Annotated in this window: 23 protein-coding genes and 1 other RNA gene; 15 read left to right on the top strand and 9 right to left on the bottom strand. The window is 68.4% G+C overall.

The genetic code is table 11. From position 1 onward, the window contains the following. Positions 1–8: 8 nt before the first annotated feature. The 3 genes from mtgA to T8T98_RS11135 all read right to left on the bottom strand — a co-directional run bounded on the left by mtgA (position 9) and on the right by T8T98_RS11135 (position 2,832). Entirely contained in the window at positions 9–677 is a 669-nt protein-coding gene (gene mtgA / locus T8T98_RS11145) for a monofunctional biosynthetic peptidoglycan transglycosylase (protein ID WP_251105149.1), read from the bottom strand. 157 nt (positions 678–834) lie between these two features. After that, positions 835–1,740, bottom strand: coding sequence for an RNA polymerase sigma factor RpoH (gene rpoH, locus T8T98_RS11140; protein WP_251105150.1), 906 nt, complete (start codon positions 1,738–1,740; stop codon positions 835–837). A 123-nt stretch (positions 1,741–1,863) separates the two neighbouring features. Further along, positions 1,864–2,832 (bottom strand): RluA family pseudouridine synthase, encoded by a 969-nt coding sequence (locus T8T98_RS11135; RefSeq protein ID WP_251105151.1) that lies wholly within the window; start codon positions 2,830–2,832, stop codon positions 1,864–1,866. 17 nt (positions 2,833–2,849) lie between these two features. Here T8T98_RS11135 and T8T98_RS11130 point away from each other — a divergent pair, with 17 nt between their 5' ends. The 4 genes from T8T98_RS11130 to rnpB all read left to right on the top strand — a co-directional run bounded on the left by T8T98_RS11130 (position 2,850) and on the right by rnpB (position 5,084). Beyond that, positions 2,850–3,245: a Mov34/MPN/PAD-1 family protein gene (locus tag T8T98_RS11130; protein ID WP_160733868.1), complete on the top strand. Its 396-nt coding sequence runs from the start codon at positions 2,850–2,852 to the stop codon at positions 3,243–3,245. A 52-nt stretch (positions 3,246–3,297) separates the two neighbouring features. Further along, positions 3,298–3,942, top strand: coding sequence for a histidine phosphotransferase family protein (locus T8T98_RS11125; protein WP_251105152.1), 645 nt, complete (start codon positions 3,298–3,300; stop codon positions 3,940–3,942). A gap of 1 nt (position 3,943) precedes the next feature. Further along, positions 3,944–4,648: an N-acetylmuramoyl-L-alanine amidase gene (locus tag T8T98_RS11120; protein WP_251105153.1), complete on the top strand. Its 705-nt coding sequence runs from the start codon at positions 3,944–3,946 to the stop codon at positions 4,646–4,648. A gap of 6 nt (positions 4,649–4,654) precedes the next feature. After that, an RNA gene (gene rnpB, locus T8T98_RS11115) (RNase P RNA component class A) lies at positions 4,655–5,084 on the top strand. A 1-nt stretch (position 5,085) separates the two neighbouring features. On the opposite strand, the gene T8T98_RS11110 is transcribed toward rnpB, so the two are convergent. Both T8T98_RS11110 and T8T98_RS11105 read right to left on the bottom strand, forming a co-directional pair. Then, positions 5,086–6,396, bottom strand: coding sequence for a UDP-glucose dehydrogenase family protein (locus tag T8T98_RS11110; protein WP_251105154.1), 1,311 nt, complete (start codon positions 6,394–6,396; stop codon positions 5,086–5,088). Beyond that, positions 6,393–7,196 carry a metallophosphoesterase family protein gene (locus T8T98_RS11105; protein WP_160733864.1) on the bottom strand — a complete coding sequence of 268 codons (804 nt, stop codon included), beginning with the start codon at positions 7,194–7,196 and terminating at the stop codon, positions 6,393–6,395. The genes T8T98_RS11110 and T8T98_RS11105 overlap by 4 nt, the downstream gene beginning before the upstream one ends. A 265-nt stretch (positions 7,197–7,461) precedes the next feature. Here T8T98_RS11105 and T8T98_RS11100 point away from each other — a divergent pair, with 265 nt between their 5' ends. Next, positions 7,462–8,223, top strand: coding sequence for a TorF family putative porin (locus T8T98_RS11100; protein WP_160733863.1), 762 nt, complete (start codon positions 7,462–7,464; stop codon positions 8,221–8,223). Between the two features lie 95 nt (positions 8,224–8,318). Here the strand turns inward: T8T98_RS11100 and T8T98_RS11095 are convergent, their stop codons facing one another. Further along, a complete protein-coding gene (locus T8T98_RS11095) occupies positions 8,319–9,074 on the bottom strand; it encodes an SIMPL domain-containing protein (protein ID WP_251105155.1) in 756 nt (251 codons plus the stop codon). Between the two features lie 176 nt (positions 9,075–9,250). On the opposite strand from T8T98_RS11095, the gene T8T98_RS11090 reads away from it, so the two are divergent. Then, complete coding sequence (locus tag T8T98_RS11090; RefSeq protein WP_160733861.1) at positions 9,251–9,688, top strand: VOC family protein; 438 nt, start codon at positions 9,251–9,253, stop codon at positions 9,686–9,688. Positions 9,689–9,709: 21 nt separating this feature from the next. Here T8T98_RS11090 and nhaA read toward each other — a convergent pair whose 3' ends face one another. Then, positions 9,710–10,927, bottom strand: a complete 1,218-nt coding sequence (gene nhaA / locus T8T98_RS11085; protein ID WP_160733860.1) for a Na+/H+ antiporter NhaA — start codon at positions 10,925–10,927, stop codon at positions 9,710–9,712. Positions 10,928–11,008: 81 nt separating this feature from the next. Here nhaA and T8T98_RS11080 point away from each other — a divergent pair, with 81 nt between their 5' ends. From T8T98_RS11080 to T8T98_RS11060, 5 genes are all read left to right on the top strand, one after another. After that, positions 11,009–12,520, top strand: a complete 1,512-nt coding sequence (locus T8T98_RS11080; RefSeq protein WP_251105156.1) for a glycosyl transferase family protein — start codon at positions 11,009–11,011, stop codon at positions 12,518–12,520. Beyond that, positions 12,517–13,701 carry a hypothetical protein gene (locus T8T98_RS11075; RefSeq protein WP_251105157.1) on the top strand — a complete coding sequence of 395 codons (1,185 nt, stop codon included), beginning with the start codon at positions 12,517–12,519 and terminating at the stop codon, positions 13,699–13,701. The genes T8T98_RS11080 and T8T98_RS11075 overlap by 4 nt, the downstream gene beginning before the upstream one ends. Before the next feature lie 92 nt (positions 13,702–13,793). Further along, positions 13,794–14,708, top strand: coding sequence for a sulfite exporter TauE/SafE family protein (locus tag T8T98_RS11070; RefSeq protein WP_160733857.1), 915 nt, complete (start codon positions 13,794–13,796; stop codon positions 14,706–14,708). After that, a complete protein-coding gene (locus T8T98_RS11065) occupies positions 14,705–15,457 on the top strand; it encodes a TIGR02186 family protein (RefSeq protein WP_407675029.1) in 753 nt (250 codons plus the stop codon). The genes T8T98_RS11070 and T8T98_RS11065 overlap by 4 nt, the downstream gene beginning before the upstream one ends. 113 nt (positions 15,458–15,570) lie before the next feature. Beyond that, entirely contained in the window at positions 15,571–17,346 is a 1,776-nt protein-coding gene (locus tag T8T98_RS11060; RefSeq protein ID WP_251105158.1) for an ATP-binding protein, read from the top strand. A 5-nt stretch (positions 17,347–17,351) separates the two neighbouring features. Here the strand turns inward: T8T98_RS11060 and T8T98_RS11055 are convergent, their stop codons facing one another. Both T8T98_RS11055 and T8T98_RS11050 read right to left on the bottom strand, forming a co-directional pair. Continuing rightward, a complete protein-coding gene (locus tag T8T98_RS11055; RefSeq protein ID WP_251105159.1) occupies positions 17,352–18,086 on the bottom strand; it encodes a 7-carboxy-7-deazaguanine synthase QueE in 735 nt (244 codons plus the stop codon). A 358-nt stretch (positions 18,087–18,444) separates the two neighbouring features. Then, positions 18,445–21,255 carry a valine--tRNA ligase gene (locus T8T98_RS11050; protein WP_251105160.1) on the bottom strand — a complete coding sequence of 937 codons (2,811 nt, stop codon included), beginning with the start codon at positions 21,253–21,255 and terminating at the stop codon, positions 18,445–18,447. A gap of 94 nt (positions 21,256–21,349) precedes the next feature. On the opposite strand from T8T98_RS11050, the gene T8T98_RS11045 reads away from it, so the two are divergent. Genes T8T98_RS11045 through T8T98_RS11030 form a run of 4 tightly spaced genes read left to right on the top strand, consistent with a single transcriptional unit; the run spans position 21,350 to position 24,930 of the window. Beyond that, entirely contained in the window at positions 21,350–22,462 is a 1,113-nt protein-coding gene (locus T8T98_RS11045; RefSeq protein WP_251105161.1) for an ABC transporter permease, read from the top strand. Beyond that, positions 22,459–23,334, top strand: a complete 876-nt coding sequence (locus tag T8T98_RS11040) for an ABC transporter ATP-binding protein (protein WP_251105162.1) — start codon at positions 22,459–22,461, stop codon at positions 23,332–23,334. Before T8T98_RS11045 ends, T8T98_RS11040 begins: the two co-directional genes overlap by 4 nt. Positions 23,335–23,356: 22 nt before the next feature. Then, a complete protein-coding gene (locus T8T98_RS11035) occupies positions 23,357–24,316 on the top strand; it encodes an MlaD family protein (RefSeq protein ID WP_251105163.1) in 960 nt (319 codons plus the stop codon). 26 nt (positions 24,317–24,342) lie between these two features. After that, positions 24,343–24,930: an ABC-type transport auxiliary lipoprotein family protein gene (locus tag T8T98_RS11030; RefSeq protein ID WP_160733850.1), complete on the top strand. Its 588-nt coding sequence runs from the start codon at positions 24,343–24,345 to the stop codon at positions 24,928–24,930. Positions 24,931–24,964: the final 34 nt, after the last annotated feature.

The raw sequence follows: 24,964 nt of genomic DNA, 5'->3' as shown, positions 1-24,964 counted from the left end.
GCCGCCCGTCATGGATAGACGCAGGCGTCGAGCCCTTCGCGCCGCACGACCGCCATGCGCGCGGCGATCGTGTTGCCGTAGCGGCGGGTGAAACCCGTCGGGTTCACCACCGCGCGCTGCTTGGGCTGGGGGAGGGCGGCGGCCATGCGCGCGGCCTCGACGCGGGTGAGGCGCGCGGCCGAATGCTGGAAATAGCGCTGGGCACCGGCCTCGGCGCCATAAGTGCCGATCCCCGTTTCCGCCACGTTCAGATAGACTTCCATGATCCGGCGCTTGCCCCAGACCTGCTCGATCAGGAAAGTGAACCAGGCCTCGAACCCCTTGCGAACATATCCGCCGCCCTGCCACAGGAACACGTTCTTGGCCGTCTGCTGGCTGATCGTCGAGCCGCCCCGAATGCGCCCCCCCTTGGCATTGTGGGCCAAGGCGTCCTCGATCGCTTCGCGGTCGAACCCGTCGTGGCTGCAGAACTTGCCGTCCTCCGCCGCGATCACCGCGGTTACCAGGTTGCGGTCGATACCCGCCAGCGGCTGCCAGTCCTTCGTATAGCCGTTCTCGTCCATCAGCATCGTCGCCGTGACCGGCGGCGGGACGAACTTGAACAGGAGGACGAGCGCGAGGCTGAGGGCCGCGAAACCCACGACGATCTTGGCCAGGAGCGTGAGAAGCCAGCGCATCGACCGTGCGGATAGGCGTCTGCGCGCCGCGGCGCAACGCCATGTCGCCAGGGCCGGCCCTGGCGCAGCGGGCAGGGGTGGCCAGGCGGAAACGACACGGGGCCGCCCGGTCCGTGACCGCGCGGCCCCGCATTCGGGTATCAGGCCTTCGCCGGGATCAGGCGACCCCGGGCAGCAGCCTTTCGCCGGCGATGCGCTGCATCGCCTTCTGCAGTTTCTCGAACGCGCGCACCTCGATCTGGCGGATACGCTCGCGGCTGACGTTGTAGACCTGGCTCAGCTCTTCCAGCGTCTGCGGGTTCTCGGTCAGCCGCCGTTCGGTGAGAATGTGCTTCTCACGCTCGTTCAGGCTGTCCATCGCCTCGACCAGCATTTCATGCCGGACGTCGGCTTCTTCCGCCTCGGCGACGGTTTCGTCCTGCAGCGGCCGCTCGTCGGTCAGCCAGTCCTGCCATTCGCCCGAACCTTCCTCGCCGCCGCGCATCGGGGAGTTGAGCGACCCGTCGCCGCCCATCATCATCCGGCGGTTCATGTTGATCACTTCCTGCTCGGGCACGCCGAGATCGGTCGCGATCTTCGCCACGTCGTCGGGATGAAGGTCCGAATCCTCGTAGGCGTCGAGGTTGCGCTTCATCCGCCGCAGGTTGAAGAACAGTTTCTTCTGGGCCGCGGTCGTGCCCATCTTCACCAGCGACCAAGAGCGCAGGATGAATTCCTGGATCGAGGCCTTGATCCACCACATGGCGTAAGTCGCCAGGCGGAACCCGCGATCGGCCTCGAACTTCTTGACGCCCTGCATCAGCCCGACGTTGCCTTCGGAGATGAGGTCGCTGACCGGCAGGCCGTAGCCGCGGTATCCCATGGCGATCTTGGCCACCAGGCGCAGGTGGCTGGTCACCAGTTGCGCGGCTGCCTCGGGATCGTCGTGTTCCTCGTAACGCTTGGCGAGCATGTATTCCTGCTCGGCCGTCAGCACGGGGAATTTCTTGATTTCGGAAAGATAGCGGTTGAGGCTCTGCTCACCGCCGAGCGTCGGAACGCTCAATGCCTTGTTGTTGCTCACTTTACCCTGACCTTTCTCATGTCGACCGCGCGTGCCGGGACCCCTGCTGGGCACCCCGTGGTGCGGGCCACACGTTCACATATAGGACGCAAGGTGCGCGGGTTGAACCGCATTTCATCGATTTCAACGAGTGGTTTGGTCGATGAGTTCCCGCATGTCGGCGGGCAGTTCGGCCCGGAATTCCACCCGCTCGCCGGTGACCGGATGGTCGAAACCGAGCGACGCGGCATGGAGCGCCTGCCGTGCAAAGCCGATCTGCCTGAGAAGCGGGCGCAGGGCCGCGGGTGTGCGTCCATAGACAGGATCACCCAATAGCGGATGGCCGATTGACGAACAATGAACGCGCACCTGGTGGGTCCGCCCCGTTTCGAGCCTGCATTCGATCAGCGCGCAGCCGTCCAGCAGCTTGACGGTGCGGTAATGGGTGACGGCGTGCTTGCCGCGCTGCGAATCGGGGGGGAGGACGGCCATCTTCTTGCGGTTCGCGTCCGACCGCCCGATGCGGCCCGACACGGTGCCGGCCGCCGGGTTCGGGTGCCCGGCGCAGACGGCGAGATAGCTGCGATCGATCGAATGGTCGGCGAACTGCCGGGCCAGCCCCTCGTGCGCGGTATCGGTCTTCGCCACGACCAGCAGGCCCGACGTGTCCTTGTCGATCCGGTGGACGATCCCGGGCCGCACGACCCCGTTGATGCCCGACAGGCGCCCGCGGCAATGATGCAGCAGGGCGTTGACGAGCGTGCCGTCGCGATTTCCCGCCGCCGGGTGCACGACCATGCCCGCCGGCTTGTCGACGATCGCGAGGTGTTCGTCCTCGAACACGATGTCGAGCGGGATCGCCTGGGGTTCGGCGGCGAGCGGCTCGGGCGGCGGGACCTCGATCGCGAATGCGGCCCCCGCACCAACCCGCGCGGAGGCGCTGCGTACGACCGCGCCCGCCACGGCCACCTTTCCCTGCGCGATCAGGGTCTTGATCCGCTCGCGCGAGAGGCCGGAGGCCTTTGCCAGCGCCCGATCGGCCCGGTCGCCCTCGTCGAGCGTGCCCGTGAGCGTCCCGGGAACGCTTGTGCCGGTGAATTCGCTGCCAGCCATGCTAAGGGCCATGCGTGATGACGATCGAAGTCACAAGGGGCGTGCTCGCCCGGATACTGGACGAAGCCGCGCGGGCGCATCCGCGCGAATGCTGCGGCATCCTTCTGGGCGGGGGCGACGCGATCCGCGCGCTCGCGCCCGCCGCCAATGTCCATCCCGCGCCCGAACGCCATTTCGAGATCGACCCGCAGGCGCTGATCGACGCGCACCGCGCGGCGCGGGCCGGCGGGCCGGGGGTGACCGGTTATTACCACTCGCACCCAGCCGGACCCGCTTCGCCATCCGCGGTCGATCGCGCCCTGGCGGCCCACGACGGCCGCATCTGGGCGATCGCTGCCGATGGCGAGGTGCGCTTCTGGCGCGACCGGGAAGCCGGCTTCGAACCGCTTTCCCTGCGAGTCATAGAACGGTAAGGCTGCCCGCGACGGGAATTAACCACGCGAAACCGGCAGGGCCATTCAACCGATGAACAATTCCGACGCCATCGATCTTGCCAGCATGCTCTGTTCGCGGCTGTGCCACGACATGCTCAGCCCCGTCGGGGCGCTGTCCAACGGGCTCGAGCTGCTGGCGGAAGAGAAGGACCCGGAAATGCGCCAGCGGTGCTTCGAACTGCTGGAACAGAGCGCCCGGATCAGTGCCGACAAGCTGAAGTTCTTCCGCCTCGCCTATGGCGCGGCCGGCGGCTTCGGCGACGCGGTGGACGTGTCGGAGGCGAAGGCGGTGGTCGATGCACTGGCCGGCGATGCCAAGCGGGTCGAGGTCAACTGGGCGCTTTCCGAAAGCCACCTGCCGAAGCCCGCGGTCAAGGTCCTGCTGAACTTCGCGCACATCGGCATCGATTCGCTGGTGCGCGGCGGGACGCTGGATATCGGGGCCGAGATCCGCGACGGGGCGAGCGAGATCGTGGTCCGCGCGGCGGGCGCGAAAGTCGCTTTCGACGAATCGATCGGCGCCGCGCTGGAAGGGAACCTGCCGCGGGAAAACCTGTCCAGCCGCACTGCGGCCGCGCACCTGCTCTATCTCCTGGCCGACCATGCCGGGGGCGGGCTGCAGTACAAGCTGACCGGTGACGCCCTCGTGCTCGGCGCCGTCCTGCCCAACGGCTGACATGGACGAACTCGTCCACCACGAGCGGCCTTCGCCCAACTGGAACGAGCGCACGCTGCCCGTGTCCATGGTGGTCATCCACTACACCGAGATGGAAAACGCGCAGGCCGCGCTCGATCGCCTGTGCGACCCCGAGGCGGGTGTCAGCGCGCATTACCTCGTTTCCGACGCGGGCGAGGTCACCCGCCTCGTGCCCGAAGAAAAGCGCGCCTGGCACGCCGGCGTTTCTTACTGGCGCGGGCACAAGGACGTGAATTCCGCCAGCATCGGGATAGAGCTCGATCACCCGGGCCACGCGCTCGGCTATCGCGCCTTTCCCGAGGCGCAGATCGCCGCTCTCGTGCCGCTGGTCGCGCGGATCGTGAAGCAGTACGACATTCCCCGCGCCAACGTCGTCGGCCATTCCGACGTGGCGCCTGCGCGCAAGATCGACCCCGGCGAACTGTTTCCGTGGGAACGGCTGGCCGGATACGGCCTGTGCCTGCCGCGCCCGGCCAGCCTGGAACGCGGCGACCCGTTCGACAACGATGCCGCCTTCTACCTCGCGCTCGAACGCTTCGGCTACGACGTCACCGACGGGCGCAAGGCGGTGGAGGCCTTCCAGCGCCGCTGGCGCCCGGAGCGGATCGACGGCCGGATCGACGGACAGGTCCGGGCGATCCTGTTCCAGTTGCTCTTGGATCGCGACCGCGGAATCGCTAGATAGGCGGGGCCAGGGGGCCGGGCAGCCGCGGACGCGCAAGCGTGCGAGGAAAGTCCGGGCTCCACGAAACGAGGGTGGCGGGTAACGCCCGCCGGGCCGGCTTCGCGCCGGTTCAGGGAAAGTGCCACAGAGAGAATACCGCCGACGGCCCGGCAACGGGCCGGGCAAGGGTGAAAGGGTGCGGTAAGAGCGCACCGGGGTTCCGGCAACGGCGCCCGCACGGCAAACCCCACCCGGAGCAAGGCCGAATAGGGGCGGCGCGCCCTCGCAAGAGGGCAGGGGTGTTTCGCCCCCGACCGCCCGGGTTGGCTGCTCGAGCGCACGGAGCAATCCGTCGCCAAGATGAATGGCTGCCCTCGCGGGGGCCGGTCTCTCCCGAGGAAACGAGGGCGGGATACCGCCCGCGAGACAGAACCCGGCTTACAGGCCCCCTGGCATTATCAGCAACGACCGACGCTGACGTACTCGAACCCCGCGGCCCGCATGTCGTCGGGCTTGTAGATGTTCCTCAGGTCCACCATCACCGGCGCATTGGCGAGCGACTTGACCCGTGCCAGGTCGAGCGCGCGGAAGGCGTCCCACTCGGTGACGATGGCCACCGCGTCGGCACCTTCGATCGCCTCGTAGGGGCTGTCGCACATCCGCACTTCGGGCATCAGCGGCGCGGCCTGTTCCATCCCTTCGGGATCGTAGCCGGAGACATCGACCCCTGCGTCCGCCAGCGCCTGGGCGATCGCGATGGCCGGGCTGTCGCGCATGTCGTCGGTGTTCGGCTTGAAGGTCAGGCCCAGCAGCGCGACTTTCCTGCCGCGCGCGGCCTCCAGCCCGCCGAGCGCCTCGATCACCTTGCGGCCCATGGCCCGCTTGCGGCTGTCGTTGGTCTTGACCACGGCCTCGACGATCCGCACCGGGCTGTCGTAATCCTCCGCCGTCTTCAGCAGGGCCAGCGTGTCCTTGGGGAAGCACGACCCGCCATAACCGGGGCCGGCGTGGAGGAACTTGGGCCCGATCCGGTTGTCCATCCCGATGCCGCGGCTGACGTCCTGGACATTGGCGCCGACCTTCTCGCACAGGTCCGCCATCTCGTTGATGAAGGTGATCTTGGTCGCGAGGAAAGCGTTCGCGGCATACTTGATCAGCTCGGCGCTGCGCCGGCTGACGAAGAGGATCGGCGATTCGTTGAGGAACAGCGGCCGATAGACCTCGCGCATGACCTCGCGGCCGAAATCGTCCTCCGCGCCGATGACGATCCGGTCGGGGCGCTTGAAATCGCCGATGGCGGCGCCTTCGCGCAGGAACTCGGGGTTGGAGACGACCGAGACCCGGTGGGTGCAGCCGGTTTCGGCGATGATCCGCTCGACCTCGTCTCCGGTCCCGACCGGGACGGTGGACTTGGTGACGACGACCGCCTCGCCGGCCAGGTTCTCGCCCACTTCGCGCGCCACGGCGTGGACGAAGGAAAGGTCGGCGTGGCCGTCGCCGCGGCGGCTGGGCGTGCCGACCGCGATGAAGATCGCCTGGGCCCCTGCAATGCCTTCGGCAAGGTCGGTGGTGAAGGAGAGACGGCCTGCCTTCACGTTGTTTTCCACCAGCGCGTCGAGCCCGGGTTCGTAGATCGGCATTTCGCCTTCGCGCAGCCGGTCGATCTTGGACTGGTCCTTGTCGATGCAGGCGACCTCGTGGCCGAAGTCCGCAAAACATGCGCCGGACACCAGGCCGACATAGCCCGAGCCGACCATCGCGATTTTCATTGTGCAGTCTCCAGATGGCTTACCGACAGGCTGCCGGCGTCTTCACTCGCCTGAATATAGCGGCGCGACTGGCCTTCAAGGACCAGCGCCGTCAAGCGCCCGGTGCGATAGGCACCGGTGTCGATGCCGATGCGGTTCCCGCGCTCTTCCACCGACGGGCAGATCGTATGCCCGTGGACGACGACATGCGGATGACGGCCGGGGTACTTGAGGAAACGGTCGCGGATCCACAGCATGTCGTGGCGCGACTGTTCCTCCAGCGGAACCTCGGGCTGGATCCCGGCGTGCACGAACAGGTAGTCGCCGATGACGACGAATTCCTCGGCAGCGCGCAGGAAGGCGCGGTCTTCCTCGGGCACGACTTCGTTCATCAGCGCCTGCAGTTCGTCGAGCGTGCTGTCGTTGTAGCGCTTGCGCGGGACGCCATAGCTCAACAGTGTTTCACGCCCGCCGTGTTTCAGGAAATGACGCAGGAGACGCCGGTCGCCGAACGAATCGAGGAACATTTCCTCGTGGTTGCCGGCCAGGACGCGGGTCGGGCGCCTCTGTTGCAGCTCGCGGGCGCGGCGGACGACGCCGGCACTGTCGGGGCCGCGATCGACCAGGTCGCCCAGCAGCACGATCGTGGTTTCCGCGGGGCCCGCCGCGCCATCGTCGCGCTCGATCGCCGCGATCAGCTCGTCGAACAGGTCGAGCCGGCCGTGGATGTCGCCGATCACGTAGACGCGCTGCCCCTCCGGCACCGCGGGGGCCGGGTGGTGCGCGCGTTTGCGGAAGATCTTGCGTAGTGGTTCGAGCATTGTCGTGTTCCGGCACCGGACGGCACGCCCGATAGGCCAGCGGCCGAAGCGCGGCAACCGGTGTCTGCATGCGCCCCGGCCACAGGGGTGGTGCATGAAATCAACAGTAAGATGACTGATTCATGATTGAGGAAATATTTCTTGTGCGCTGCAACACGATGCTGCACGATTGTTTCGTGCCTGCAAGAGCGTGCTCGACAAAACGAAGCACCCGGCGGGCCGGCAGGTGGGACGAAGCACAACTGCAAACGCAAGGAAGTTTGTCATGCTCACGTCCATCCGCGGCCTTGCGGCCGCAACTTTCCTATCATCCGCTGTCCTCCTGGCCGCGCCGGCACAGGCGCAGGACGAGACCGATCCGCCCGCCGCGGTGGAAGTTTCGGGCAATGTCGCGATCACCAGCGACTATCGCTTTCGCGGGGTATCGCTTTCGGGCGGCGACCTGGCGATCCAGGGGGGCATCGACCTTGCCCACGAAAGCGGCTTCTACGTCGGCACCTGGGGCAGCTCGATCGACGACGGCGGCACCGATCTGCTCGGCGACGTCGAACTCGATCTCTACGGCGGCTGGAGCGGCGAGGTGGCCGAGGGCGTAACGCTCGACGTCGGCCTGCTCTACTACATGTACCCGACCGAGGACCTGGGCGCCGACACCGATTATTTCGAGCCTTACGCCTCGCTCGGCTTCACGCTGGGGCCGGCAGAGGCGACCGTCGGTGCCGCCTATGCCTTCGACCAGAGCGCGCTGGGCGACAGCGACAATCTCTATCTCTACACCGATTTCGGGGTCGGCATTCCGAATTCGCCGATCAGCCTCAGCGCGCACCTCGGCTATACCGACGGCGTCCTGGCGCCGCCCGCGCTGGCGGGTTCGACCGACGACAGCGGGCTGGACTGGGCCCTGGGCGCCAGCGCGACCGTGCTGGGCGGGCTGGAGTTCAGCGTCGCCTATGTCGGGACCGAGGGGCCTTCGGTCGACGGGCTGACCGACGACGCCGTCGTTGCGACCCTGGGGATGAGCTTCTGACGGGGGGGACCGGGTCGTCCGCTGGGGGGTGGACGACCCGCTTTCGCAGCCGCGTCGCTCCCTGCCCGCGCGCGGGTTAAGCGCGCGCTGCCGGGTCAGTCGAGCGAGAAATCGATCGTCGTGACCACGCGGACTTTCTTGTAGGGGGTATCGGAAACGCCCCAGCCGCCCGCTTCGCCGTCGCGCGCCTCGATCGAGAAGTAGCCTTGCGTCGCGCGGCGGATCGCGCCGACATCGGCGCCGCTGTCCTTCGCGAACTGTTCTGCCGCCGCGCGCGCATCGCGCGTCGCATCGGCGACCATTTCCGGCTTGATCGCGTCGAGCCCGGTGAAGGTATAGGCCATGTCCGAGCCGTCCTCCAGCACGACGCCGCGGCGCACCAGTTCGACCTGGCGCCGGGCCGCCGCCTGCGCGCGCTCGACGTCATCGGTGCGCAGCGACAGGCGCTGGCGCACGGTATAGCGGCCGACACCTTCGCTATCGGTATAGTGGTTCACGTTGACGCCGGTGGGCTGGAGCGCCTCCGCCGCGAAGCCGAGATCGTCGAAGAAGGCCTCGATCGAGGCAGTGTCCCGGTCCACCGCGGCCTGGGCGCTGGCAAGGTCCGTCGCCGTGGCGGAGTAGGAAATCGTCCAGGTGGCGAGGTTGGCGACCACTTCGCGCTCGGCCAGCCCGCGAACGGTCACCGAGCGGTCGGCATGTTTGGCGCGCACCAGCCCGTCGCCGAGGAGAAATCCGCCGAGGACCAGGCCCGCCGCGACGATCGTCGACCCCGCGAGCCAGGATCGCGCGCGCCGGTCGGGCAGAACGGGGGTGGATGGGGAAACGGCAGGGGCGCTATTGTCGGCCATGGCAATCCTTCCCAAATGCGCGCGGGCCCAAATGCGCGCGGGCCCAAATGCGCGCGGGCCCAAATGCGCGCGGGCCCAAATGCGCGCGGGCCCAAATGCGCGCGGGCAATGGCGCCATCGATAATGTGCGCACGATGAACCGTGCTTTAATAGCGATAAATGGAGCTTCCCTTCCGATGACCAAGTATCTTCACACGATGATCCGCGTTTCCGACATCGATGAAACCGTCGCCTTCTTCCGCCTGATCGGGCTGGAGGAAGTGCGCCGGTTCGATCACGAGAAGGGGCGTTTCACGCTGGTCTTCCTCGCCGCCCCGGGAGAAGAAGGCGTGGCGGAGGTCGAGCTGACCTACAACTGGCCGGCGGAAGACGGCAGCGCGCCGGAAGAATACACCGGCGGGCGCAACTTCGGCCATCTCGCCTACCGGGTCGAGAACATCTACGAAACCTGCCAGCGGCTGATGGACGCGGGCGTGACGATCAACCGGCCCCCGCGCGACGGGCACATGGCCTTCGTCCGCTCGCCCGACGGGATCTCGGTCGAGCTGCTGCAGGACGGCCACCTGCCGCCGCAGGAACCGTGGGCGAGCATGGAGAACACCGGGACCTGGTGATCCCGGCGGCGCAACGGCGCCTCAGCCTTCGTTGGCCAGGCCCCTGGTATCGCCAGGGTGCCTGGTCGTCATCCGCAGGATCGTATAGCCGAGGATCGCCGAGCAGGCCGATCCCAGCAGGATGCCGATCTTGGCCTCGTCGATCAGCAGGCGATAGCCCGGGAACGCCAGTTCGCCGATGAACAGCGACATGGTGAAGCCGATGCCGCAGAGGATCGACACGCCCCAGATCTCCGCCCAGCTGGCGCCGTGGGGCCGCGGGGCGAACCCGACCTTGTCGGCGGCGAAGATCGCGGCGACGATGCCCACCTGCTTGCCCAGGAACAGGCCGGCGGCAATCGCCAGCGGCAGCGGCGCAAAGATGCCGGCCAGGCCCAGGTCCGACAGGTCCACCCCGGCATTGGCAAAGCCGAAGACCGGCACGATCAGGTAGGCGCTCCACGGCGCCAGGCCGTGTTCGAGCTTCTCCAGCATTGTGTTGTCGTCCTTGCCGACCATCGGGATCATCAGCGCGGCGACGACGCCCGCGATCGTCGCGTGGACGCCCGAATTGAGCACGAAGAACCACAGGGCCACGGCCAGCAGCAGGAAGGGCACGACGGTCTTCACCTTCATGCGGTTGAGCGCGAGCATGATCCCGGCGACGACGATCGCGCCGATCAGCCATCCCAGCTTGATCCCGGCGGTGTAGGCGATCGCGATGATCAGCACCGCGCCGATGTCGTCCACGATCGCGACCGTCAGCAGGAACAGGCGCAGCGAGCCCGGCACGCGGTTGCCCAGCAGCCCGAGCACGCCCATCGCAAAGGCGATGTCGGTCGCGGCCGGGATCGCCCAACCCTGGGCCAGCTGGGGCGCTTCGCCCTGCACGAAGAAGAGATAGACGACGGCCGGAATCACCATGCCGGCGACCGCGGCGAGCACGGGCAGGCGGCGCTGGTCGGCGGAGCTCAGCTGCCCCTCGATCCATTCGCGCTTCACCTCCAGCCCGACGACGAAGAAGAAGATCGCCATCAGCCCGTCGTTGACCCACAGGTGCAGCGTATCGAGCTTGGGCACCGGCGTGAACGGCAGCGTGCCGTGGAACAGCTCGTGATATTCGTGCGCCAGTGTCGAATTGGCGAGCAGCATGGCCGCCGCGGCGACGAGGATGAGCAGGATGCCTGCGGATGCGTCGCCGACGAACAGGGCACGAACGGGGGCGAACAGGGCTCGGATCGGTTGCGGTGCTTTTGCCATCGGAAGGCTCCATTTCGGATTTCGTCGCGCGTTGCAAGGGCGCCGGTGGTTAGTTAGGTAAGTTGACCAGGGGGAAAGGGGATGGGACCGGCGGATTTCGCGCTGTTCGACTGGCTCGTGCTGCTTGAGCGCGAACTGCTGCTGTTCGCCGGGGTGTTCTTCCTCATCGGCGCGCTCGACGAGTTCGCGGTCGATCTCGCGTGGATCTGGCTGCGGCTGAGCGGGCGTGCGCGGACGCGGGTGTTCGATCCGGGTGCCAACGGTGCCGGCGGCGGTGCCGTTGATGGCGACGGCATCGGCACGAGCATGGGCACTGGCACTGGCGATATCCGGGGCGGTGTCGGGGGTGGCGTAGCGGTAGCGCGGCAGGCTGGCGGTAACGCCGCGGGCCCGGGGACCGCCGCGGTCTTCGTGCCCGTCTGGCGCGAAGAGGCCGTGATCGGCGCCACGATCGGCCACATGCTGCGCGCCTGGCCCGACCGGGCGCTGCGGATCTACGTCGGCTGTTACGCCAACGATCCGGCGACGATCGCCGCCGCTGCCCGGGCGGCCGGCAACGACGGGCGCGTGCGAATCGTCGTGCACGAGGCGCTGGGCCCGACGACCAAGGCCGATTGCCTGAACCGCCTCTATCGCGCGCTCGAAGACGATGAGCGGCGCAGCGGCGCGCGCGCCGCCATGGTCGTCCTTCACGATGCGGAGGACATGGCCGATCCCGACGCGCTGCAGCTGATACGCCGGGCGATGGCCAGTGCCGACCTGGTGCAGTTGCCGGTCCTGCCGCTGCCGCAGCCGCGCTCGCGCTGGGTCGGCAGCCATTATTGCGAGGAATTCGCCGAAGCCCACGGCAAGGCGCTGGTCGTGCGCGACGCGTTGAAGGCGGCCATCCCGCTGGCGGGGGTCGGCTGCGCGATCGGGCGCGAGGCGCTGGCCAGCCTGGCCGCGCTGCGCGGCGGCAATGCGCCCTTCGCGGCCGAATCGCTGACCGAGGATTACGAGATCGGTCTCGGCATCGCGGCAATGGGCGGGCGAACGCGGTTCGTGCGGCGGCGCGCGCGCGACGGGCGCCTGATCGCCACGCGCGCCTATTTCCCTTCGCACCTCGGCCCCGCGGTCCGGCAGAAGACGCGCTGGGTCTTCGGAATCGCCTTCCAGGGCTGGGAACGGCTCGGCTGGAAAGGCTCCGCGGCCGAAGTCTGGATGCGCCTGCGCGACCGGCGCGGGCCGTTCAACGCGCTGATCCTCGCGATCGCCTATCTCGTGCTGCTGCTCTTCGCGGTCGGGCTGGCCGCCGAACTGGCCGGGCTGGCCCGGCGGCCCGCGCTTTCGCCGCCGCTCGTCGCGATCGTCTGGGCCAACTTCGCCTTCCTCTTCTGGCGCTGCGCCTTTCGCTTCGCCTTCACCGCGCGCGAATACGGGCTGCGCGAAGGGGGCCGCGCGGTCCTGCGGCTGCCGCTGGCGAACATCGTCGCGATCATGGCCGCGCGCCGCGCGCTCTTCGCCTATGTCCGCAGCCTTGGCGGGGAGACGCCCCGGTGGGACAAGACCGAACATCGCCTCCATCCCGCGATGACGCGGACGGAAACGGCGTGATCGCCGCGGGCGGACAGCGCCGGGGGCAGCCGCTCGTCGTCCTGGCCGTGCTGCTCGCCTGCTGGGTGGGCGGTCGCGCGGTGACCTGGCAATCGCCGTTCGCCGTGCCGGTGGCGGCGCTGGGCAGCCTCGGCCAGGCCGCGGCCGGGGTCGCGGCGGCCGGGTCCCTGCCGCTTGCCGCGGGCGGTGGAGCGTCCGAGGGCGCGCGCGCCGCACTCTCGCCGGCCCCCGCGGCCTGGCACCGGGCAATCCTGCCGAAAGCGCGTTCACGCCCGGGCATCGGCGCACGGCCGGCGCAGGGCGGGGGCGCCGAGGGGGCGGCACCCGGAGCGCCCGGAATGCCGGGTTCGGTCATGGCCAGCCACCAGCTCCTCTGGCTGGCGGCGATGGGCAGCCTGCCCGTTCCCGACGACGTGGCCGGCATGTTTGGCCAGAACGCCGCCGCCCGCCCGCCCTGGGCCGGGCTGGAGCGCGCGGAAGCGGGCGGGCCGTGGGTGCAGGAAGCGGGGCCCGACCGCCCGGATCGCTGGTCGTTCGATTCGTGGCTTCTCCTCCGGCCCGGGGCCGGGGGCGCGCAGGGAACGGGCGCCGCGCCGGGCAGCACTTACGGGGGGAGCCAGGCGGGGGCAGTGGTCCGCTACCGCCTCGATCCCGGCGCACCGCGCGGGCCCGCCGTCTACTTGCGCGCGAGCCGGGCGCTCGCCGCGGGCCGCGAAGGCGAACTGGCCGCCGGGCTGGCCGCCCGGCCGCTGCCGGCAGTGCCCCTGGCAATCCAGCCCGAACTGCGCCTGGCGCGTCAGGCCGATGGGCGGACCGAAGTGCGGCCCGCCGTCGTGGCGGTGACCGCGCTGCCGCCGGCCGATCTGCCGGCGGGGCTGCGCGGCGAAGCCTATGCCCAGGCCGGTTATGTCGGCGGCACGTTCGCGACCCCCTTCGTCGATGGCCAGGCGCGGATCGACCGCGAGCTTGCGCGGTTCGATCTCGGCACGGTCAGCGCCGGCGCCGCGGCCTGGGGCGGGGCGCAGGAAGGCGCGGCGCGGCTGGACCTGGGGCCGAGCGCGCGCTTCGATCTCGCGGTGGGGCCGGTGCCTGCGCGCCTCGCGGTCGATTACCGCCTGCGCGTGGCCGGCGACAGCGCGCCGGGTTCGGGCGTGGCGATCACGCTTTCGGCGGGGTTCTGAACCGCCCGCTCCGCCGCCGCGGCAGCGCCCCTGCGGGCCGGCGCGACGGCTATGGCATTGCAGGTTCCTTGCCCGGGGCTTAGTGCGTCAGCATGGACGTCTACCTCCCCATTGCGAACCTCTCGGTCAACGGGCTGGTCATCATCGCACTGGGGGCGCTGACGGGCGTGCTGTCGGGCCTGTTCGGGGTGGGCGGGGGCTTTCTCACCACGCCGCTGCTGATCTTCTACGGCGTTCCGCCGACCGTGGCGGCCGCCTCCGCCTCCACCCAGGTCACAGGCGCGAGCGTCTCGGGCGTGCTCGCCCACGGGCGGCGCGGCGGGGTGGACTACCGCATGGGCGCGGTCACCGTCGGCGGGGGCGTGATCGGGGCGGGCATCGGCGCGCTCCTGTTCCGCTTCTTCCAGGCGATCGGCCAGATCGATACGGTCATCAGCATCCTCTACGTCGTGATGCTGGGAACGATCGGCTCGCTGATGGCGCGCGAGGCGTGGGAAGCCGTCCGCCCGGGCGAGGCGAGCGAGAAGCCGCCAGCGCGCAAGCGGCGGCATCACCGGCTGATCGCCGTCCTGCCGCTGCGCTGGCGCTTCTACGGCTCGGGCCTCTACATTTCGCCGATCGCGCCCCTGCTGCTGGGCGTGGCGGTCGGCGCGCTGACGATGTTGATGGGCGTGGGCGGCGGGTTCATCCTCGTCCCCGCCATGCTCTATATCCTCGGCATGAGCGCGAACGTCGTCGTCGGCACTTCGCTGTTCAACATCCTGTTCGTGACGATGGCGACGACGATGATGCACGCGCTGACCACCCACGCGGTCGATATCGTGCTGGTCGCGCTGCTCCTGATCGGGTCGGTCACCGGGGCCCAGTTCGGCACGCAGATCGCGCAGAAGTTCAAGCCCGAGTACCTGCGCCTCGTGCTCGCCGCGATCGTGCTGCTGGTGGCGCTGCGCATGTTCTTCGGCCTCTTCGTCCGGCCGGACGAGATCTACACGGTGGTGCCGCTGTGAAGCGGGTGTTCCTCCTCTTCGCCCTGCTGATGCTGTCGGCCCAGCGCGACCCGATCCTCGTGCCCGAGGTCTCGCAGGACGATATCCAGGTCCAGCAGGGTTTCACCGGGACCGAGCTGCTGCTGTTCGGCGCGATCCTGGACCCGACCGGGGCGCGGGCGGGGCAGGACTACGATATCGTCGTGGTCCTGAAGGGCCCGACCGAGCCGATCACCGTGCGCGAGAAGGCGCGCGTCGGCGGGATCTGGGTCAATGCCGACAGCTCGGCGTTCCAGTCCGCGCCCTCGTTCTTCGCGATCGCCTCTTCGCGCCCGATCGACGACCTCGTCGACGAGCGCACGGCCGTGATCTACGAACTGGGCCTCGATCATCTCCAGCTCTCCCCCAGCGGCACGATCGATCCCGAAGAACAGGCGCGCTTCACCGCCGGGCTGGTCGACCTGCGCCGCCGCCAGGGGCTCTACAAGGAAGTGACCGACGGGGTGCAGATCAGCGAACAGGTGCTCTACCAGGCGCGGATCAGCCTGCCGTCCAACGTGCAGACGGGCACCTACACGGCGGAGACGTTTGCCATCACCCGCGGGCGCGTGATCGCCTCGGCCATTGCCGAGGTGGAAGTGCGCAAGGTCGGCTTCGAACGCTTCGTCGAAGTCTTCGCGGAGCGCCAGTCGCTGCTCTACGGCCTGCTCGCCGTGCTGATGTCGGTCGGCACGGGCTGGATCGCGGGCCGCCTCTTCGCGATGATCTGACGCGCCCTTTCGCCGCCCGTTCGCCACCCTCCTCACGCCCCGGCGTTGACCCGATCTTAACCCAGCGCGGGCTAGCCACGCGGGCGGGGAAGAGCGAAGGAAACGACCATTCCATGACCGATCTTGGCCACGGCAGTCCCGCCCGGCGCCGGCCGTCCACCCACGCGGACGCCGGCAGTCCCACCGCCGCGCCGCTGCGCGCGGTCGGCCAGGCGCAGCCGGCGGAACCGCAAAGGCCCGCTTCCCCTCCGCCCAACTCGCCCCGGCCCGCCCAGCGCGTCGACGACAACGCGGCGCTGCCCATCGGGGTGGTGACCGAGGTCGCCGGTGCAGGAGCGCAGGTCGCGCTCGATATCGGGCGCCTCAACCAGTGCATGTCGGACGAGGACCCCTCGGTCGCGCTGGCCGGCCAGGTCGGCAGCCAGATCAAGATCCGCATCGGCAACGCCTGGCTGCTCGCCAGCGTGCGCAACCAGCGGCAGGATCGCCGTTCGGGCGGGGGCATCCTGGCCGATGTCGATTTCCTGGGCGAAGGGACCGAGGAGAAGCTGACCGGCCGCGTCCGGGGCTTCCGCCGCGGCGTCACCCGCTTTCCCGTCCCGGGGGCGAAGATCTACCCGGCCAGCACCGCCGACTTGCGCCAGATCTACTCCAGCGACGGCCGCGCCAGCATCGAGATCGGCACCGTCTATCCCACGCGCGACATCCGCGCCGGGCTCTATGTCGATGCCCTGCTGGGCAAGCACTTCGCGCTGCTCGGCTCGACCGGGACCGGCAAGTCCACCGCCGCCGCGCTGATCCTCCACCGGATCTGCGAATCGGCGCCCGACGGGCATGTCGTGATGATCGATCCCCACGGCGAATATGCCGCGGCGTTCGGGCAGGGCGGCCTGATCCTCGACGTCTCGAACCTCCAGCTGCCCTACTGGCTGATGAACTTCGAGGAACACTGCGAGGCGTTGCTGACGTCGAGCGGGAACGAGCGCCAGGTGGACATGGACATCCTGGCCAAGTGCCTGCTGGCCGCGCGGTCGAAGAACCGCATGGCCGAAGCGATGGGCAAGATCACCGTCGATTCGCCGATCCCCTATCTCTTGTCCGACCTCGCCGCCGAGCTGCAGAACGAGATGGGCCGGCTCGACAAGGCGACGTCTTCCGCGCCCTACATGCGGATCAAGACCAAGCTGGAGGAACTGCGCGGCGATCCGCGGTACCAGTTCATGTTCTCCGGGATGCTGGTGGGCGACACGATGGCGGAATTCATCGGCAAGATCTTCCGCATGCCGGGGGAGGGGAAGCCGATCTCGATCATCGACGTGTCCGGCGTCCCGTCCGACATCACCGCGACGGTGGTGGCGGTGCTCAGCCGGCTGGTGTTCGATTTCGCGATCTGGGCCCGCGACGAGGAAACCCGGCCGATCCTGCTGGTGTGCGAGGAAGCGCACCGATACGTGCCGAGCGAGGCCAATGCCGAAGGGTCGTCGGTGGGCAACATCCTGGGGCGGATCGCGAAGGAAGGGCGCAAGTACGGCATCAGCCTGGGCCTGATCACGCAGCGCCCGTCGGACCTTGCCGAAGGGGTCCTGTCGCAATGCGGCACGATCCTGTCGATGCGCCTCAACAACGAGCGCGACCAGGCCTTCGTCAAGGCCGCCATGCCCGAGGGCGCGCGCGGGTTCCTCGATTCGATCCCGGCGCTGCGCAACCGCGAATGCATCATCTGCGGCGAAGGCGTGGCGATCCCGATGCGGGTCAACTTCGACGCGCTGGAAGACGCCAAGCGCCCCGCTTCCGAAGACCCGAGCTTCGTCGAGCTGTGGCGCAGGGGCGGCGGCGAGGACGAAGTGGTCGAGCGGGTCGTGCGCCGCTGGCGTTCGCAGGGGCGCTAGCCCGCTCACGTCCCCCGCGTATCGCCGTAGAGGTGGATATGCAGGCGGTCGCTCATCCGGAAACCGTGTTCGAGGCATAGCGGCGCGAGCCATTCGGCGCGCGCGCGCAAGGTCGCACTGTCGGTCCCCTCGGGCATCAGGAACACGCGGTCCGGGCGGAAGCGATAGCGCGCCTGGAGGGCGAGCACCTCGTCCACGTCGCCCGGCGCGGCGATCACGAACTTGAACCAGGCCCGCGGATCGGTGGCATAGGCATCCAGCCGTTCGGGCAGCAGGGCGAGGTCCGCCGGGTTGCCGCTATGCGCCAGCTTGGGGCTGACGTTGTACTGATCGATCCTGACGTCGAGCCGGGGCGGCGCGGTGACCGTGCCGTTGGTTTCCACTTCCACCGCGATATCGGGCAGGTGTTCGAGCATCCGCGCCAGCGCGCCGCCCTGGAGCAGCGGCTCGCCCCCGGTGATCACCAGGCGCCCCTGGCCCAGCGCGGCGATCCGGCTCGCGACGTCCGCTTCCCCCAGCACGAGCTGGTTCGCCTTGCGGTCGAACGTCTCGCCCGAGCGATGCGGGCGCTCGTCGCCGGCGAAGTGCCAGGTATAGGCGGTGTCGCACCACTGGCAGGCAAGGTTGCAGCGCGACAGCCGCAGGAACGCCACCGGCATCCCCGCGCTCGGCCCTTCGCCCTGCAGCGAGGCGAAGATCTCCGGCTCCCCCGGCGATTGCGTCGCCAGCGTCAGCGGCATCGCCCGCGCCGATGATATGTTGAGACATGGACCGCATGGACCACTGTCCTGGGGCAAAAAAATCCACCCTGCGCGCGCCCGGCAGAACCGGCGGCGGGGAAGGGGATGGGGCGAGTCATGCCCACCCCATCGCACAATCCGCCGATGTAGGAAAATCCTCGCTGTCCGGCAGGGAGGAAGCCGCTGGGGTGCGGTCGGCGCCACGAGCGCCGTCACCCTGAACTTGTTTGGCCTTGGGCCAGCTTCGCCCCAGGGTCCATCCTTCCTCCGGCACCGACGGTACACGGAGGCGCGATGGATGCTGAAACGAGTTCAGCATGACGGCAGGTTGGGCGGTGCGTTCTGACCGGTGCGCCGCCTAGCCCAGCCGTTCGAGTGCCGCCTTCAGCCGCGCGGCCTCGGCGGTGTGGTGGGCGTGGTCGGCGCGGGCCTTTTCGACCGCTTCGGGCTTGGCCCGTTCGACGAAATTGGCGTTGTTCAGCCGCCCTTCGAGCGACTTCGCCTCTTTCTCCGCCGCGGCGAGCGCCTTGGCGAGGCGCGCCTTTTCGGCCTCAAAATCGATCAAACCTTCTAGCGGAACAGAATACGTGACATCGGACGAAACGACTTGGATCGCTCGTTTGCCTTTGAAGCTGTAATCAGTGCGATCAATGTCTTCTCCTGTTTCGGTGTAGAACGCCGTGCCACTCATAGCGAAATGTACGGATCCAATCCTGCCAAGCCTATAAAGCGACTTTGCATTCCTTCGCATTTTCTTTTCGAGATCGATTCGCGGGTTAGCTGCAATCTTCAGCCCATCAGTCGCGGTATCGTTGTGAACCAGCAGCTCGGTGCGAGCTGATGGAGGCACGTTCATTTCCGTTCGGACCGATCGAAGATCTTTGATCAATGAAATAAGCCATTCGACTTCCGCCTTGGCCGCGGCATCGCACTGCGCTTCGGGCGCGGGCCACCTGGCGAGGATCAGTTCGTAGGGGCGCGGCTGGCCCGCGGGGGCCAGTTCGTGCCACAGCTCCTCGGTAATGAAGGGCATGAACGGGTGCAGCATGACGAGGATCTGGTCGAGCGCCCAGCCGGCCACGGCGCGCGTTTCCTCGTCCACCTGGCCCTTGATCAGTTCCAGGTACCAGTCGCAGAACGTGTCCCACACGAAGTGATAGATCGCATTGGCCGCCGCGTCGAAGCGCAGATCGGCCATCGCCTTGTCGAGCAGGGCCAGCGTTTCGACCACTTCGCCGACGATCCAGCGGTTGACCGCTAGCTTCGCTTCTGGCGCGGCGATCGTGGCGCTGCCGCCGATGCCGTTGGCCTGGCAGAAGCGGGCCGCGTTCCACAGCTTGGTGGCGAAGTTGCGATAGCCCTCCACCCGGCTTTCATCCATCTTGATGTCGCGGCCCTGGCTTTCCATCGCCGCCATGAAGAAGCGCAGGGCATCGGCGCCGTACTTGTCGATCAGGCCGAGGGGATCGACCGTGTTCCCCTTGGATTTCGACATCTTCGAACCGTCCGCCGCGCGCACGAGGCCGTGGAGATAGAGCCGCTTCCACGGCGCTTCGCCCAGGAAATGCATCCCCTGCATGGCCATCCGCGCATCCCAGAAGAACAGGATGTCGAAGCCGGAAATCAGCAGATCGTTCGGATAGTGCTTGGCGAGCAGGTCGGTCTCTTCCGGCCAGCCGAGCGTGGCGAAAGGCCACAGCGCGGAGGAGAACCAGGTGTCGAGCACGTCGGGGTCGCGCGTCAGGCCGACGCCCTCGCCGGCCTGGGCCTGGGCTTCCTCTTCGCTGGTGGCGACGTAGGCCCGGCCTTCGGCATCGTACCAAGCCGGGATCCGGTGGCCCCACCAGAGCTGGCGGCTGACGCACCAGGGCTGGATGTTCTCCATCCAGTTGAAAAATGTCTTTTCCCAGCTTTTCGGGACGATCTCGATCGCGCCCGAACGCACCGCCTCGATCGGGGCCTGGGCCAGCTTTTCCGCATCGACATACCACTGGTCGGTCAGCCAGGGTTCGATCACCACGCCGCCGCGGTCGCCGAAGGGGGTGGCGATCACGCGCGGTTCGGCATCGTGTTCGACCGCGTTGCCGTCCTTGTCCTTCGCGACGTGCGGGATCAGGCAGCCCAGTTCCTTCAGCCGGCGGACCACCAGTTCGCGCGCGCCGTCCTCGCCATCCTTGCGGAATCGGTGGAGGCCGAGGAATTCGTCGGGCACGCGGCCGTCTGCCGTCTGGCACACGTTGCCTTCGGCATCGAGCATGTTGAGCATGTCGGCAGGCGCGATCCCGGCGCGCTTGCCGACTTCGAAATCGTTGAAGTCGTGCCCCGGCGTGATCTTCACCGCGCCGCTGCCCAGTTCGGGGTCGGCGTGTTCGTCCGCCACCACCGGCACGCGGCGGCCGGTGATCGGCAGGATCACGTGCTTGCCGACCACGCCCTTGTAGCGTTCATCGTCGGGGTGGACGGCCACGGCCATGTCGGCCAGCATGGTTTCGGGGCGCGTGGTCGCGACCTCGATGAAATCCCGCCCGTCGTCGAGCGTGACCCCGTCGGCCAGCGGATACCTGAAATGCCAGAAATGGCCCTTCACGTCGCGCGTTTCGACTTCCAGGTCGCTGATCGCGGTCTTCAGCTTCGGGTCCCAGTTCACCAGCCGCTTGTCGCGGTAGATCAGGCCCTTCCGGTGCAGGTCCACGAAGACTTTCGTCACCGCGCGGCTGAACTCGGGGTTCATGGTGAACTGTTCACGGCTCCAGTCCATCGAACAGCCCAGGCGGCGCAGCTGGCGCGTGATCGTGCCGCCGCTTTCCTCCTTCCATTCCCAGACTTTCTTCACGAAGTCTTCGCGCGAATAGTTGCTCCGCTTGTCCTGCTGCGCCTCCAGCTGGCGTTCGACCACCATCTGGGTGGCGATGCCGGCATGGTCGGTGCCCACGACCCACAGCGCGTCCTTGCCGCGCAGCCGCTCGTACCGCACGACGATGTCCTGCAGCGTGTTGTCGAGCGCGTGGCCGATATGCAGGCTGCCGGTGACGTTCGGCGGCGGGTTGACGATCGTGAACGGCTCCGCATCCGGGCGCTCTGGCCGGAACAGGCCGCCCTTTTCCCAGTGCGCGTACCAGCGCGCCTCGATGTCGGCCGGGTCGAATGTCTTGGGAAGCTCGGTGCTCATAGGCCCGGGCCTTTGCCAGCGGGTGCGCGGCGGCGCAACATGTCACGAATGGCGGCTTGTAGTGGCCCGCGTTTGCCCGCATAGGTCGCTGACGATGCACGAAGGGGCGCTCTACGAGGTCGAAGACAGGGGCGGCGAGGGCGCGCGCCTCGTCCTTTCGGGGCCTTACCTGGTGTCCACGATCGGCGCGGTGGACCAGGACTTGCGCGGGATAGAGCGCGAGCTTGCCGTGATCGACCTTTCCGGGGTGAGCGAGATCGACACCGTCGGGGCCTGGATCGCCAGCAGCCTCGCCGCGCGCCACGGCGCGCAGATCGCCGGCGCCAGCGAACGCGCGCAGCGCCTGCTCAAGGCCGTCGGCCAACTGGGCGAAGGGGCCGAGATCCGGCCCGAGCGGGTGCCGGCGTACCTGCGCGTCCCGTCCGAAGTGGGCGCGATCGTGCGCGAACTGGGCAGCGGTTTTGTCGGCATCGTCGGCTTCCTGGGCCAGATCCTGGTCGCGGCGCTGGGCATCGTGCGGCACCCGTCGCGCTTTCGCGGGCGCGCGCTGGTGCGCCAGATGGAGCTGGTCGGCGTGTCGTCGCTGCCGATCATCGGGCTGATGAGCTTCCTGATCGGGATCGTCATCGCGCAGCAGGGCGCGGTCCAGCTGGCGCAGTTCGGGGCCGAGACGCTGACCATCAACCTCGTCGGCCGGATCACCTTGCGCGAACTGGGCGTGCTGATGACGGCGATCATGGTCGCCGGCCGTTCGGGCAGCGCCTTCGCCGCGCAGCTGGGCACGATGAAACTGACCGAGGAAGTCGATGCCATGCGCACGATCGGCATTTCGCCGATAGAGGCGCTGGTGATCCCGCGCATCCTCGCCGCCGTGCTGATGATGCCGCTGCTCGGCTTCTTCGCTTCGTGCATCGCGATCGTCGGCGGGGCGGTGATCGGCGACCTGATGCTGGGCATCCCGTTCTTCACCTTCCTCAGCCGGATCCAGGAAGTCGTGCCGCTCTACGATCTCTACGTCGGGCTGGCCAAGGCGCCGGTCTTCGGCCTGATCGTCGCGCTGACCGGCTGTTACCAGGGCCTGCAGGTCCAGGGGAATTCGGAACAGGTCGGGCTGAAGACGACCAAGGCCGTCGTCCAGGCGATCTTCATGGTCATCGTGCTCGATGCCTTCTTCGCGGTGTTCTTCACCGAGATCGGATGGGGATGAGCGAGGACGAAAGCGAACGGGAGGCCCGGGGCCTCGGCCGGTACGAGCGGTTTCGCGGCGATCACCCGATCGTGGTGGAAGGGCTGGTGAACCGGTTCGGCGAGCAGACGATCCACGAGGATCTCTCGCTCACCGTCAACCGGGGGGAAATCCTCGGCGTGGTCGGCGGATCGGGCACCGGCAAGTCGGTCCTCATGCGGTCGATCATCGGGCTGCAGACGCCCGATGCGGGCGATATCGAGGTCTTCGGACGATCGATCACCGATGCCGAGCCGGACGAGAACCTGGGCCTGCGCAACCGCTGGGGCGTCCTGTTCCAGGGCGGCGCGCTGTTCTCCACCCTCACCGTGGGGGAGAACGTCGAGGTCCCGCTCAAGCAGTTCTATCCCGAGATAGAGCCCGACCTGCTGCACGAGATCGCGCGGTACAAGGTCGTGCTCTCCGGCCTGCCGGAAGACGCGGTGAGCAAGTACCCGTCGGAGCTTTCGGGCGGGATGCGCAAGCGCGCCGGGCTCGCGCGCGCGCTGGCGCTGGACCCGGAGCTGCTGTTCCTCGACGAGCCGACCGCCGGGCTGGACCCGATCGGCGCGGCCAAGTTCGACCGCCTGACCCGCGAACTGCAGCAGACGCTGGGGCTGACGGTGTTCCTGATCACGCACGATCTCGATACGCTTTACGAGATCTGCGACCGGGTGGCGGTGCTCGCCGATCGCCGGGTGATCGCGGTCGGCACGATTCCCGAGCTGCTCGAAACCGACCACCCGTGGATCGACGAATACTTCAACGGCCCGCGCGGCCGCGCCGCGCGCGACAGCAAGCAGCGCCAGTCGGACGCCGAAACGATGGACAATCCCCCGCGAGGCGGGGCATAGGGGCGCGAGGTAGCTTGCTTACATGGAAACACGCGCAAATCATGTCTGGGTAGGGGCCGTGACGCTGGCGTTGCTGGCCGGTGCCGCGCTGTTCTTCGTCTGGCTCGCCCGCCTGGGGCAGGGCGCGCAGGACGAATACGACATCTTCTTCAAGCAATCGGTGGCCGGGCTGGCAAACGGCTCGCAAGTCTCCTTCGCCGGCGTCCCGGTGGGGCAGGTGAGCCAGATCGCGCTGTGGGAAACCGATCCCCAGTTCGTGCGCGTGCGCGTCAAGGTGAAGGACGAGGTGCCGATCCGCGTCGGCACGACCGCGACGATCCAGGGCTCGTTCACCGGGGTTTCGACGATCCTGCTCGACGGCGCGCGGCGCGATGCCCCGGCGCTGACCTGTGCCGACGGGGCGGGCCATACCGCCTGCCCCGAAGGCGTGCCGGTGATCCCGACCAAGCCGGGCGGCCTGGGCGAACTGCTCGCCAATGCGCCCCTGCTGCTCGAACGGCTCGCCACGCTGACCGAGCGGCTGACAATGCTCCTCTCGGACGAGAACCAGGGCGAGATCGCGGGCATCCTGCGCAACACCAACCGGATGACGGCCGACCTCGCGCAGACCGCGCCGCAGATCGAACGCACGATGGCCGAACTGCAGGTGACTTTGCGCGAATCGAGCGAGGCGCTGGACGCGTTCGAGAAAGTCATGGGATCGACCGACCGCCTGCTGAACCAGGAAGGGCAATCGCTGGCGACGCAGCTGCGCTCCACCCTCACTTCGGCGGAGACGGCGGCCAATGCCCTGACCCAGACGATGGAACAGGCGCAGCCCGCCACGCGCCAGCTGAGCGAAAGCACGCTGCCCGCGGCGGAGGCCGCGCTGCAGGACTTGCGGGCGACCAGCAAGGCGCTGCGCAAGGTGACCGAGAAGATCGAAACCCAGGGCGCCGGCTCGCTGATCGAGGGGCAGAAGCTGCCCGATTACGAACCATGACCGGCGCCGGACGACAGGGGAAGGCCATGCGCGCGACAACCAGGACCTTTCCGGCGCTCGCGGCGCTCGCCGCGCTGGCCGGGTGCGTCAGCTTCGGCAGCGAACCGCCCGAAAGCCTGCTGACGCTGACGCCGACGGCGCAGGCCCCGGCGGGATCGGGCGCGGCGGGCACGGCCGCGGGCTCGCTCGCGATCATCGTGCCCGATGCGCCCGCGCGGCTGGACGTCGTGCGCGTGCCGGTGCGGGTGGACGATGCCAGCCTCGCCTATCTGAAAGACGCGGTCTGGGTGGACAAGCCGGCCCGGCTGTTCCGCACGCTCCTGGCCGAAACGATCCGCACCCGCACCGCGCGCGTGGTGATCGATTCGGACGATCCGGCGCTGACGCCGAGCACCCAGCTGCGCGGCGTGCTGCGCGATTTCGGCTACGATGCGGCCACGTCCTCGGTCGTCGTGCGCTTCGACGCGATCCGCGACACCGCCGACCGGGGAATAGAGACGCGCCGGTTCGAAAGCGTGATCCCCGCCGTCGCGCCCGAGGCGGCCGAGGTCGGCCCCGCGCTCAACCGCGCGGCCAACGACGTCGCCGGCCAGGTCGCCGACTGGCTGGGCTGATGTCCTTCGGGCCGCCGCTGCCTCGGCCCCGTCG

This window comes from Pelagerythrobacter marinus, assembly GCF_034375205.1.
GTDB lineage: Bacteria > Pseudomonadota > Alphaproteobacteria > Sphingomonadales > Sphingomonadaceae > Pelagerythrobacter > Pelagerythrobacter marinus.
This window is presented reverse-complemented; position numbering and strand designations above follow the sequence as displayed.